Raw genomic sequence first — 12,684 nt, forward strand, 5'->3', positions numbered from 1 at the left:
TGAGGTGCTGAAAAATGTCTGATGATTTTAATTTTCAAGAAAAACTTGATCAAATTAGAAATAAGTATGATTTTGATTTTGCTGGTATCGCTATGGCTTTGGACACAAATTTGTCTAGTCACATAAAATGGCAGTATGTATCTGGAAATTTGAATCATAGATATAAAAACATCATTTTAAGAAACGGCAGGGGTATAGCAGGAATTGTAATTAAGAGTGGTAAAGAAATGATTCTTCATAATATTAAAGACAGCATTTACAATGACCAAGTCTTTAATTATCCGATTATTCAAAGCGAGGAATTAACTGCTCTTATTGCATTTCCATTATGGATTAAAAATAGAGTGAAGGGTGTTCTATTGTTAGGACAAAGAAACGATAAACGATTACCAAATTTAGAACAATTGCATTTTTCTAGTTTTGGCCCTTTTCAAAGAGAGGATATGATTAATTCATGAGTGTAGATAACGCTTCAAAATTAAACAATATTTTAAAGCAGTATTATGAAAAAACAAGTGAAATGATCGTCTTTTTAAATAGTAAAGGACAAATTATTGATATGAATAAAGCGGCTAGAAAAATCATTTCAGAAGATAATCAAGAGCCTTTGACACATGCTATATGTAGTAGGTGTGAAGGTTATTCAAATGAATACGCACTACAATCGTGTAGAGATTGTTTCTTAGAATCAACGAACATTGGTAATACAAGCTTCCAAGTATTTATGCAAACAAACAGTGGATCAGTAGAACCTTTCACTGCGACTTATCAAACGATTAGCCAAGAAGAAGATATCATGGTGTACACGCTACAAAATGTGTCCCCACAAATTGAAAGACAACAAAAATTACATCAACAAACAATGATGCAAAAGATCATTTCAGCACAAGAAAATGAAAGAAAAAGAATTTCAAGAGAACTACATGACGGTGTTGTTCAAGAATTATTAAATGTCAGTGTAGAGTTGAGATTACTTAAATACCAAGATGATATAGATCAATTGAAAACTCAGTCACAAGATATAGAAAGTATAATGTCTAGATTAATAGATGATATTCGCAATTTATCTTTAGAGTTAAGACCATCTTCATTAGATGACTTAGGTTTAAATGCTGCATTTAAATCATATTTCAAACAGTTGGAGAAGAACTTTGGATTTATAGTTCATTATCACTTTGATTCTGTTGAGCTTAGATTTAACCCAGAAATTGAAACAGTTGTTTACCGAATTGTCCAAGAAGCGGTATTTAATTCTTTAAAATATGCTAATGTAGATAGTGTTGATGTACACATGTTATTTGAAGACAATATGATTCAAGTAGAAGTGGCTGATCAAGGTGCCGGTTTTGTTATTGGAAGTCAACCTAAAGGGTCAGGGCTAGGTCTGTATGGCATGCAAGAGCGTGCAGAAATAGTAGGTGGTAGCGTTAATATTGAAAGCAAAATAGGTAAAGGTACTAACATTAAATTAAAAGTGCCAATAGCATAAACGTGGAGGAAGACAAATGAAACTCGTAATTGCAGATGATCATGCAGTTGTTAGAACAGGTTTTTCTATGATATTAAACTATCAAGAAGATATGGAAGTAGTGGCAACTGCCGCAGATGGAATAGAAGCATATCAAATGGTTGCTAAACATAAGCCTGATGTATTGATTATGGATTTAAGTATGCCGCCAGGTGAATCTGGATTAATTGCGACGGGTAAAATTTCAGAAGATTTTAAGGAAACTAAAATACTTATATTAACGATGTTTGACGATGAAGAATATCTGTTTCATGTTTTAAGAAATGGAGCTAAAGGTTATATCTTGAAAAATGCGCCTGATGAAGAATTAATTCATGCAGTAAGAACAGTTTATAAAGATGAAATGTATATTGATTCGAAAGTTACGAGTGCACTTGTTAATGAGCTTGTTAACCCAAGTAACCAATCAGATACTAACTCGAATGATCCATTTAAAATTTTATCTCAAAGAGAATTAGAGATACTTCCTTTAATCGCAAAAGGGTACGGAAATAAAGACATAGCTGAAAAGTTATTTGTCTCAGTAAAAACAATCGAAGCACATAAAGCACGAATTATGGATAAACTTAATTTAAAATCTCGTCCAGAATTAGTTGAATATGCTATGAAGAAAAAATTATTAGATTTTTAAATGGTTAATCACCATATCGTACGAATCAATAGGATATAAAGTTGTAACGTGCAAGGACATCGAGCCTTGTACGTTATTTTTTGATGATACAACTTATAGTGGCAAGAGATGACTTGCTTGTTGAATTAAGTATGACAATAATCCAAGTAGAACACCTTTTGTTGGATTAATTAAGTTGAAAATCCAATAAGAGCTCAATTTATTAGATTAACTATCAATTTAGCTTTGAATTTCACTTGAACGAATTTGTAAAGTGCTGACGCCCAAGGGAATAGTATGCGCGAGAGACTACAGGCTCGAGCCATACTCTAGATAACCATGCACTTTCAAATCAGCAGATTAGGAGAATTATTTTGAGTTAAGTACTTCTACCTCACACCCATTACTTTATAGGGAAATTACTGAAGGAGGTAAGGGGAATTCCTTATGTGCAGTTTTTCACAAATAACCTAAAATGTAGTTGAAAAGAGTTTTAAATTATCTACAAATAAAAAGGGTGAAAGTCATGAAAAACAACACAGGTAAAGTCCAATTACCGTTACAAACCTTAAGCTTAATGGCAGGATTTATGGTGTGGAGTATTTTAGCTCCTTTAATGCCATACATATCACAAGATTTTAACGTACCAGAAAGTCAGAAAGCTATTATTTTAGCGATACCTGTTATTCTAGGTTCAATTCTAAGAATTCCTATTGGTTATTACACAAACTTAATTGGATCTAGACTTGTCTTTTTAATTAGTTTTATTATTTTAATTTTTCCAGTATTTTATTTAAGTCAAGCAACTTCAACTACAGGACTAATGATAGCTGGATTCTTTATTGGTTTAGGTGGTGCGGTGTTTTCAGTTGGTGTTACATCGATTCCTAAATATTATCCGAAAGAAAAACATGGTTTTGCTAATGGTATATACGGTATGGGTAATTTAGGTACAGCTGTTTCATCATTTTTAGCTCCACCAATAGCAGGGGCTATAGGTTGGCAACATACTGTTCAATTATATGTACTAGTAATGGCGTTATTTGCTATTTTGATGTTTGTTTTTGGAGATAAACAAGAGCCTAAAGTTAAAGTACCTATGTTAAAACAAACTAAACAAGTAGCAAACAACTATAAACTTTACTATTTCAGTTTTTGGTATTTCATCACATTTGGTGCATTCGTAGCTTTCGGATTATTTTTACCAAACTTTTTAGTAGGACACTTTGAAATCGACAAAGTAGATGCAGGGATACGAACTGGTGTGTTTATCGCAATAGCTACAATATTAAGACCAATTGGTGGTATGTTAGGCGATAAATTTAATGCATTAAATATGTTGAAAATATTCTTTGGCATTATGATAGCTGGTGCTTTAATACTAGCATTATCAAATCATATCATGTTATTTACAATTGGTTGCTTAACAATCAGTGTGTCTGCAGGTATTGGAAATGGACTAATTTTCAAACTTGTTCCTACTTATTTCAGCAAAGAAGCTGGTGTAGTAAACGGAATCGTATCAATGATGGGCGGTTTAGGAGGATTTTTCCCACCACTTATTATTACTATGGTCACAGCCTTAACAGGTTCAAACCATTTAGCATTTTTCTTGTTAGCGATATTTGGTTTAGTAGCTTTAATCTCGATGATGCATATGACAAAAGTAGAAAAGAAAACAATTTAATGTTCTTAGGGGGTGGAACATAATCAATGTCTCAAACTCGTTAGTTATAGTAGCACTATAAAATCTTTTTAAAATTAGGATTTCTGTACCGCTCCCTAAATTATTATATTTCTGTTCAATTCCCTCTATTGATTGAGGATATTGCAATTTCAATCTATAATGGAGATAAAGAGTCGTGAAAGGTTGGTATAAATGAACGAACGATATTCTCGTCAAATTTTATTTGATAAAATTGGTGAAAAAGGACAAGAAAATATAGCAAAAAGTAATGTGACAATAGTAGGGATGGGTGCACTTGGAACGCATGTTGCGGAACAGTTAACACGCTCAGGGATAGCGCGATTAAATATTATAGATCGTGATTATGTAGAAGTATCAAACTTGCAAAGACAAACGTTATTTACTGAAAGTGATATAAAAGAAATGCTTCCAAAAGTAGTCGCTGCAGAAAAACATTTAAGAAAAATTAGAGAAGATATAACAATAAAAACTTATATCGCACAATGTGACGCTAAATTATTACAAGAAGTTGCAAGATATTCTGATGTCATCATTGATGCCACAGATAATTTTAATACGAGATTATTAATAAATGATTTTGCATATAAAATGAATATTCCATGGATTTATGGTGCTTGCTTAGAATCTACATATGTTCAAGCTACATTTATCCCAGAAAAAACACCGTGCTTTAATTGTTTATTACCAGAAATCCCGGCTATAAATCGCACTTGTGATACTGTTGGTGTCATTAATCCAGCAGTTACTATGGCGACGAGCTTACAAGTAACAGATGCGCTTAAAATTTTATCTGGAGAAGAGTTTACGCCGAAGTTAACATTCGGTGATGTATGGGAAGGTGACCATCAATCATTTGGTTTTACACAAATGAAACGAGATGAATGTGAAACATGCGGAGAAAATCCAACTTATCCTCATTTATCATCATCAAGTCAAATGATTACTGAGCTGTGTGGTCGCGATACAATTCAATATATTAATGAAAAGTTAAATCGCCCAGCTATTGAAAAGTTTATAGCTCAAAATGGTTTGTTGCATAAATCAAATGCTTATATGATTCAATATTTATATGATGATCACCGAGTTGTTGCTTTTAATAACGGAAGATTATTAATTCACGATATCGGATCTGTAGAAGAGGGTAAACAATTTGTAGAAAATATGTTTGGCTAGGAGGTTAAATAATGAGTGTGATTGATAAAATTGATAGAAATATAAACATTGCAGTTTTAACAGTTAGTGATACTAGAAATAAAGAAACTGATAAAGGTGGGCAACTTGTTCTATCTTATTTAAATGGTATGAATGTGTCGGTAAAAGAAGAGCATTATAAAATAGTTAGAGATGATGCATCTTTTATACGAGAAGCTATTCAAACATGGCTATCTCAAGATATTGACGCCATTATAACAACAGGCGGGACAGGTATAAGTCCACGAGATGTTACAATCGAAGCAATTACACCGTTATTTGACAAAGAAATAGAAGGCTTTGGAGAAATATTTAGATATTTGAGCTATACAGAAGATGTAGGTTCTCGTGCAATTTTATCTAGAGCAGTCGCTGGAACAGTAGGTGAGCAAATTATAATGTCTATACCAGGGTCAACTGGCGCTGTGAAATTGGCAATGGAAAAGCTCATAACTAAAGAATTAAATCATTTAGTGTATGAGCTTAATAAGTAAATTATTGACGATTGAAGTCTCCATTAACGCCTCCGGATTTATGAGATAAATAAGTCTCACCAATAATCATGCCTTTGTCTACAGCTTTACACATATCATAAATTGTTAAAGCTGATACACTGGCAGCCGTTAATGCTTCCATTTCAACGCCAGTTTGGCCTTTAGTCTTAACTGTTGCAGTTATATTTAAGTTATTCAAATCTTCAACATCCCAGTTAAATTCGATATCAATACCTGTAAGTTGTAAAGGATGACACATAGGAATAAGCTGACTCGTGTTTTTCGCAGCCATAATACCTGCAATTTGAGCAGTTCCTAGTACGTCACCTTTTTTGTTTTTACCATTTTGAATTTGGTTATAAATTTTTTCATTAACTTGAATACTTGAATGAGCGACAGCAATTCTTGTACTTGTTTCTTTATTTGAAACGTCTACCATTTTCGCTCGACCTTGTTCATTAAAATGTGTGAAATCTGACATGTATAATCATCCTTTCTTAAGTTTATTATAACATGTGAACATAGTTAAATTATGAATGGAGTGCATATTATGACAGTTGAAATTAGAAAACCAATACCAGTTGATGATGCGATAAAACGTGTTATTGAAGTTGTTGAGAATAAAGATCCTATTACAGTACATATTGATGATGCTCTGGATTATATATTGGCGGAAGATGTTATCGCTACATATGATATTCCTAGATTTAATAAATCACCATTCGATGGCTTTGCTATCAATAGCAAAGATTCAGAAGGGGCAGAAAGTAATAACCGAATACAATTCGACGTAGTTGATCACATTGGAGCAGGAACACCATCTAAAGTGCGTATTAAAGGTTACGAAGCGGTTCGTATTATGACTGGAGCTCCTATACCTGAAGGTGCAGATGCAGTCGTTATGTTTGAACAAACGACAGAAAATGAAAATGGATTTACAATTAGAAAATCTTTTAAAACTGGAGAAAATATTGCATTTAAAGGTGAAGAATGTACGGAAGATGATGTTGTATTAGAAAAAGGTCAATTGGTTAACAGTGGTGTTATAGCTGTGTTAGCTACTTTTGGTTATGAAAAAGTAAAGGTATTTAAAAGACCGACAGTAGCTATTATTGCAACAGGTAGTGAGTTAGTAGGACCTAATGAACCATTAGAACCAGGTAAAATCAGAAATTCAAATGGCCCAATGATTAAAGCGTTATGTGACCAAATGAATATTCAATCCAAAACTTATAAAATACAAGAGGATAACTTACAAGGATGTACTGAAAGTGTAAATAAAGCACTGTCAGAAAATGATATTGTCATTACTACAGGTGGTGTATCAGTAGGCGACTTTGATTATTTACCACAAGTATATAAAGAAATTGGTGCAGAAGTATTATTTAATAAAGTACAAATGAGACCTGGTAGTGTTACAACAGTAGCTTATAAAAATGACAAACTATTATTTGGGTTATCAGGTAACCCTTCTGCATGTTATTCGGGTTTTCATTTATTCACAAAGCCAACTATTCTAAGAATGATGGCAAGTAAAGATATATATCCAGTTATTATAAATGCTAAATTAGGTGAAGACTTTAAAAAACCAAATCCTTTTACTAGATTCATTCGAGGTAAACTCTCATTTACAAACGACGGGGTAATTGCTGTTCCATCAGGTTTTAATAAATCAAACGCTGTGGTTGCAATAGCAAAAAGCAACGGAATGATCATATTGCCGAGTGGTACTAGAGGTTACAGTAAAGGTGATGAAGTAAAGGTATTACTTACTGATCATCAATCATACGAAAGTAATTTAAATATATGAAAATCATGCAAATTGTAGGTTATAAAAATAGTGGTAAAACAACTTTGATTAATGAATTAATTAAAATATGCCAAGAATACCAGTTATCTGTTTCGACGATTAAACACCATGGGCATGGAACACAAGATATATCTTTAAATCATAAAGAAGTAGATAGTCTTTCATTTATTAATAATGGTGCAGAAGAAAGTATCGTTTTGGGACATGAATTAATTGAACGTGTCACAAAAGTTCAACGTTCATTAACAGAAATTATTAACAAAGATTTATCCATACAACCAGATATTTTATTGATTGAAGGATTCAAATCTGAAGATTACCCTAAAGTAGTATTGGGTGAAAATACAGATAATCTAAACGATAAATTAAGCAATGTAGTCTATAACTTTAATGCATACAATCAAGATGAAAGAAAACTATTTCTTGATTGGTTTAAAAAATGGTTATTCCAAAAAGAGTAGGTGCAATTATGAAACAATTTGAAATTGTCTCTGAACCAATAAATCCAGAAAAATATAGAGAATGGACATTAAACTCACGACAAGGAGCTATTGTAGTATTTACAGGACATGTGAGAGAATGGACAAAAGGCATCAAGACAGAATATTTAGCATATGAAGCTTATAAGCCTATGGCTGAGAAAAAAATGGCTCAAATAGGCGAAGAAATTGAAGAAAAGTGGCCAGGTACAATTATTGCAATTGCCCATAGAATTGGTGAGTTACAAATTTCTGATATTGCAGTTGTTATTAGTGTTTCTTCACCTCATAGGCACGATGCATATGCGGCAAATGAATATGCTATAGAGCGTATAAAAGAAATTGTACCAATATGGAAAAAAGAGATATGGGAAGATGGTGAAGAATGGCAAGGTTCCCAAAAACAATACCATTCTTCAATTAAAATGGAGGACTGATTATGAAAGTATTGTATTTTGCTCATTTAAAAGAATTATTAAACAAAAAAGAAGAGCAAATTACGCTCAATAAAACATACTCTGTGTTAGAATTTAAGCAATATTTATTTGAAAATTATCCGGAATTAAAAGGAGAAATTTTTCAAATAGCTGTTAATGAGGAGTTTGTGCAAGATGATGACACAATAACTAGTGATGCTACAGTTGCACTTATTCCACCAGTTAGTGGAGGGTAAAAGAAAAATGATAGCAATAATTCTAGCTGGAGGACAATCCAGTCGTTTTGGTTCACCAAAAGCTTTTGCAACAATTGAAGGAGAAATATTCTATAAAAAAATTATTAAAACTTTGAATCAAACCAACTTATTCGAGAGAATTGTAATAAGTACAAATGAAACTTTAAAAGATTCATTTGATTATAGTGATGTTGTAGTAGATGAACCAGTATATGCAAATAACGGTCCATTAAGCGGTATATACAGTGTAATGGAATCATACGATACCGAATGTTATTTTGTGATTGCATGTGATACACCGATGGTAACTGAAAAATCTATCAGTTATTTATATCAATTTTTTATATCTCGAGTAATGGAGGAACAGCTAGATATTGCTGGATATGAAGCGAATGGTTTTAAAATGCCAACATTAGCATTTTATAGTCATCGTGTTAAAAGTGAAATTAAACAATCTTTAGATCAAGGTCAATATAGAATGAAAGAAATATATGAAAATAGACCTGCACAATGGTTAGATGTGGATGAAATAAATAATCAACATAATTGGTATAAAAATATTAACTATCAAGAGGATTTGAAAGAAATAGAGCATTAACTGTTGTAGGTAGAGGGGGCGTTACGATGAATCAAGCAATCAAGGATAAATTAGGACGACCAATTAGAGATTTAAGAATATCTGTTACGGATCGTTGTAATTTTCGATGTGATTATTGTATGCCAAAAGAAATATTTGGCGATGACTTTGTATTTTTACCTAAACAAGAACTGCTCAGTTTTGACGAAATCATCCGTTTAGCTCGATTATACAGTAGCCTTGGTGTTGAAAAAGTAAGAATTACGGGAGGAGAACCTCTTTTAAGACGTGATTTGTATAAATTAATCCAAGGTATTAATGAAATTGAAGGTATTAATGATATTGGTTTAACAACGAATGGTTTGTTGCTAAAAAAACACGGCCAAAATCTATACGATGCAGGATTAAGAAGGATTAATGTCAGCATAGATGCATTAGATAATGAACTATTTAAATCGATTAACAACCGTAATATCTCTGCTTCACAAATACTTGAACAAATTGATTACGCTAAGAAAATAGGTTTTAAAGTAAAAGTAAACGTAGTTATACAAAAAGGTATTAACGATCAAGAAATTATACCTTTAGTAGAATACTTTAAAAATAACAATATTGTCGTAAGATTTATAGAATTTATGGATGTAGGAAATGATAATGGTTGGAATTTTGATAAAGTAGTCACGAAAAAAGAAATGCTAGAACAAATCGGTCAACATTTTGAAATCGAACCAGTAGAATCAAGTTATTTTGGCGAGGTCGCGACTTATTACCGACATAAAGATAATGGTGCTCAATTTGGATTAATTACAAGTGTATCTGCATCATTTTGTTCTTCATGTACAAGAGCAAGAATCTCCTCAGATGGAAAATTTTATGGTTGTCTTTTTGCTGAGAAAAATGGTTATGATATAAAAACTGAATTGCGAGATGGAAAGACAGATAATGAAATATTATCAACACTCAAATATTTATGGAATATTCGAGATGATAAATATTCAGATGAAAGAACGGAAGCAACAGTGGCGAGACGTAAGAAAAACAAAATCAACATGAATTATATTGGTGGTTAAACGTAAAAAAACAGCAACCTGTTAATTTTAAAATAACGGGTTGCTGTTTCATTTGTATAAAGAAACCTTTATTTTTCAAAATATACACGAATAATCATATCTAGTGCATCATGACTTAATTGTAAAGTGTCTTTACCTGCTTGATTCATCATATATGCTGTATTTTCATCGTTAAAGTTAATGGATTTTGAAAAATAAGGTGCAAATACATCTATAAAACTATTAAGCACTCTTTCTTCATCTGTAATGGTATTAATTTCAGATATAGGTGCGACTTCTAATTGATGAAAGTCTAAATGTTTTTTTATTGTTTCAAAAATAAAATCATTTGAAGGCGGATAATTATTTGTTGCATGATAAATTTTTTGATTTTCTGCATAATCACAAGCCACCGTCAAAACATCTACAACATAATCAACAGGTACAAAATTAGAAGTATGTGTGCTATCTCCAAATAATCTGTATACAGTTTCAATGTTTTTATTAGTGATTCTTCGTTTAAACACTTTTAAAGCTTTCATAAATCCATATAATGTAAATTTAGAATCTGCTTCTCCAGTTACTGAATCTCCTATAATGATAGCTGGTCTTATGATAGATGTTGCCATATCTTTTTCCTGAGCGACTAAATGTTCAGCTTGTACTTTAGAAGCTTCATATGGGTTGTTTGTTGGCGCATCTATCGGGTGAAGTTCTTCATAGGCTAATTCTTTTTCACCTATTGTGTAAGCAGTGGATACGTAAAGGAAATGTTTACTATTCAGCTTTTTCGCTAATTCTATTGCATGCTGAGTACCCGTATAATTAATTTGGAACAATTCATCAGCTAATTCAAAATTAAACTTCACTAAAGCAGCTAAATGATAAAATTTATCTATTTGTGGTATGTCTTTAATTTGATTTTCACTAACGTTACAATTTTCATTCGTAATATCACCATAAATAAAATGTATTCTTTCATGATATGATTCTTCCACTTTATTTAATAGCATTAATTTCTTTTGTTCAGATCTGTATAAAATGTAAAAATTCTTGTGCGCATCTTTAGCAAGTGATTTTATTAATTCAGCACCTACAAAGCCTGTTGCACCGGTTAAAAATATATTCATTATTTCACTCCGTTACTTTGTTTCTGACTATATTTTGAATGATGGTTTCGTGAAAGTAAAGCGTTTATATATCGTAATAAAATATAATATTGATATTTGAAATTTAAAAAGCATATAATAGAAAGTATTATACATAAAGGAGCATGTCTTATGATCGAACAAAAGAAGGCTAAACCTTCGTTATTTTTAATTATTATATTAGGCTTATTAACTGCTTTTGGTCCATTCTCTATTGATATGTATTTACCTGCATTACCTGAGATAAGTAATGATTTTAATACAAGCACATCGAATACACAGCTTACTTTAACATTATTTATGATAGGTTTAGCAATAGGACAAGTATTTGTAGGACCACTGTCAGATTTTATTGGTCGTAAGAAACCTTTAATGGTTGCGTTGGTTGTCTACACTATCGCTTCGATATTATGTGTGTTTGCTCCAAATATATATGTCGTGATGGCTTTAAGATTTGTTCAAGGTTTTACCGGCGGAGCAGGTGCAGTTATTTCCCGGGCAATGTCGAGTGATTTATATTCCGGAAAGGCTTTAACTAAATTTTTAGCTGTATTAATGCTCGTTAACGGTGTCGCGCCTATATTAGCACCTGTGCTAGGGGGGATAATACTTGAATTCTCTACTTGGAAAACTGTCTTTTTAGTACTGACAGCTTTTGGAGCGATAATGTTCTGCTTATCATTTTATAAATTAACAGAATCATTACCTGAAAATAATCGTTCTTCGGGTAGAATAAGCGAAATTTTAGGAGACTTTAAAGAATTATTAAAAAATCCAAAATTCTTATTACCATTATTTATACAAGGTAGTACTTTTGCATTACTGTTTAGTTATATTTCAGCATCACCATTTATCGTACAATCAGTATATGGCGTTTCCTCTTTTGCTTTTAGTTGGATGTTTGCTTTTAATGGACTTGGTTTAATATTTTCAGGACAGTTGGTTAATAAATTGGTTGATCGTTTTGATGAACATACATTGATGAAAGTATTCGCTTTTGTACAAATTATAGGCGTTATTATAGTATCTCTAACGTTGTTAAATAGTTGGTCAATTTGGATACTTATGATTGGTTTCTTTATTTTAGTAAGTCCTGTTTCTGCAATTGGTACTACAGGATTTTCAATAGCTATGGCAAACAATAAACGTGGTGCTGGAAGTGCTTCTAGTTTATTAGGATTATCACAATTTGCATTTGGAGGACTTGTAACACCACTTGTCGGGATAAAAGGAGAACACGATGTTATACCATATGTATTAACAATTGTCATAGTTTCACTCATTTTAATCATTTTATTCATGATTAATAGAAAAGTGTTTAAAGTTAATTAAACTTAATAGATATAATTAAATTCTCCCAGTCCAGTGGATTGGGAGAATTATGCTGAGCAGAGGTTAGCACCAAAACTCAAGATGT

Annotated in this window: 15 protein-coding genes; 13 read left to right on the top strand and 2 right to left on the bottom strand. The window is 32.0% G+C overall.

Going from position 1 to position 12,684, the window contains the following annotated elements:
* Positions 1 to 14: 14 nt before the first annotated feature.
* From nreA to CD135_RS02475, 6 genes are all read left to right on the top strand, one after another.
* A complete protein-coding gene (nreA, locus tag CD135_RS02450) occupies positions 15 to 458 on the top strand; it encodes a nitrate respiration regulation accessory nitrate sensor NreA (RefSeq protein ID WP_017000337.1) in 444 nt (147 codons plus the stop codon).
* Entirely contained in the window at positions 455 to 1,489 is a 1,035-nt protein-coding gene (locus CD135_RS02455) for a sensor histidine kinase (protein ID WP_017000336.1), read from the top strand. The genes nreA and CD135_RS02455 overlap by 4 nt, the downstream gene beginning before the upstream one ends.
* A 16-nt stretch (positions 1,490 to 1,505) precedes the next feature.
* Positions 1,506 to 2,159, top strand: a complete 654-nt coding sequence (nreC, locus tag CD135_RS02460; RefSeq protein ID WP_017000335.1) for a nitrate respiration regulation response regulator NreC — start codon at positions 1,506 to 1,508, stop codon at positions 2,157 to 2,159.
* A 505-nt stretch (positions 2,160 to 2,664) separates the two neighbouring features.
* On the top strand, positions 2,665 to 3,825 hold the full coding sequence (locus CD135_RS02465) for a nitrate/nitrite transporter (protein WP_016998773.1): 1,161 nt from the start codon (positions 2,665 to 2,667) through the stop codon (positions 3,823 to 3,825).
* Between the two features lie 192 nt (positions 3,826 to 4,017).
* Positions 4,018 to 5,019: a ThiF family adenylyltransferase gene (locus CD135_RS02470; RefSeq protein WP_103268752.1), complete on the top strand. Its 1,002-nt coding sequence runs from the start codon at positions 4,018 to 4,020 to the stop codon at positions 5,017 to 5,019.
* An 11-nt stretch (positions 5,020 to 5,030) separates the two neighbouring features.
* Positions 5,031 to 5,531 carry a MogA/MoaB family molybdenum cofactor biosynthesis protein gene (locus CD135_RS02475; protein WP_103268753.1) on the top strand — a complete coding sequence of 167 codons (501 nt, stop codon included), beginning with the start codon at positions 5,031 to 5,033 and terminating at the stop codon, positions 5,529 to 5,531.
* Position 5,532: 1 nt separating this feature from the next.
* Here the strand turns inward: CD135_RS02475 and moaC are convergent, their stop codons facing one another.
* Positions 5,533 to 6,012 (bottom strand): cyclic pyranopterin monophosphate synthase MoaC, encoded by a 480-nt coding sequence (gene moaC / locus CD135_RS02480; RefSeq protein ID WP_016998776.1) that lies wholly within the window; start codon positions 6,010 to 6,012, stop codon positions 5,533 to 5,535.
* Positions 6,013 to 6,081: 69 nt separating this feature from the next.
* Here moaC and CD135_RS02485 point away from each other — a divergent pair, with 69 nt between their 5' ends.
* The 6 genes from CD135_RS02485 to moaA are packed head-to-tail and all read left to right on the top strand — an operon-like array spanning position 6,082 to position 10,140.
* Entirely contained in the window at positions 6,082 to 7,341 is a 1,260-nt protein-coding gene (locus CD135_RS02485; protein WP_103268754.1) for a molybdopterin molybdotransferase MoeA, read from the top strand.
* Positions 7,338 to 7,802, top strand: a complete 465-nt coding sequence (gene mobB, locus CD135_RS02490; RefSeq protein ID WP_103268755.1) for a molybdopterin-guanine dinucleotide biosynthesis protein B — start codon at positions 7,338 to 7,340, stop codon at positions 7,800 to 7,802. Before CD135_RS02485 ends, mobB begins: the two co-directional genes overlap by 4 nt.
* 8 nt (positions 7,803 to 7,810) lie before the next feature.
* Positions 7,811 to 8,257, top strand: a complete 447-nt coding sequence (locus tag CD135_RS02495; protein WP_103268784.1) for a molybdenum cofactor biosynthesis protein MoaE — start codon at positions 7,811 to 7,813, stop codon at positions 8,255 to 8,257.
* Positions 8,258 to 8,259: 2 nt separating this feature from the next.
* Positions 8,260 to 8,493 (top strand): molybdopterin converting factor subunit 1, encoded by a 234-nt coding sequence (gene moaD / locus CD135_RS02500; RefSeq protein WP_016998780.1) that lies wholly within the window; start codon positions 8,260 to 8,262, stop codon positions 8,491 to 8,493.
* 7 nt (positions 8,494 to 8,500) lie between these two features.
* The gene (gene mobA, locus CD135_RS02505) at positions 8,501 to 9,091 is read left to right on the top strand and encodes a molybdenum cofactor guanylyltransferase MobA (protein ID WP_103268756.1); all 591 of its coding nucleotides are present in this window, start codon (positions 8,501 to 8,503) and stop codon (positions 9,089 to 9,091) included.
* Positions 9,092 to 9,117: 26 nt separating this feature from the next.
* Positions 9,118 to 10,140 (top strand): GTP 3',8-cyclase MoaA, encoded by a 1,023-nt coding sequence (moaA, locus tag CD135_RS02510; RefSeq protein WP_103268757.1) that lies wholly within the window; start codon positions 9,118 to 9,120, stop codon positions 10,138 to 10,140.
* 68 nt (positions 10,141 to 10,208) lie between these two features.
* Here moaA and CD135_RS02515 read toward each other — a convergent pair whose 3' ends face one another.
* A complete protein-coding gene (locus CD135_RS02515; RefSeq protein WP_103268758.1) occupies positions 10,209 to 11,249 on the bottom strand; it encodes an SDR family oxidoreductase in 1,041 nt (346 codons plus the stop codon).
* A gap of 150 nt (positions 11,250 to 11,399) precedes the next feature.
* Between CD135_RS02515 and CD135_RS02520 the strand changes: the two genes are divergently transcribed.
* Positions 11,400 to 12,599 (top strand): putative multidrug effflux MFS transporter TcaB, encoded by a 1,200-nt coding sequence (locus CD135_RS02520; RefSeq protein WP_016998784.1) that lies wholly within the window; start codon positions 11,400 to 11,402, stop codon positions 12,597 to 12,599.
* Positions 12,600 to 12,684 lie beyond the last annotated feature (85 nt).

The organism is Mammaliicoccus lentus (assembly GCF_002902755.1).
Lineage (GTDB): Bacteria > Bacillota > Bacilli > Staphylococcales > Staphylococcaceae > Mammaliicoccus > Mammaliicoccus lentus.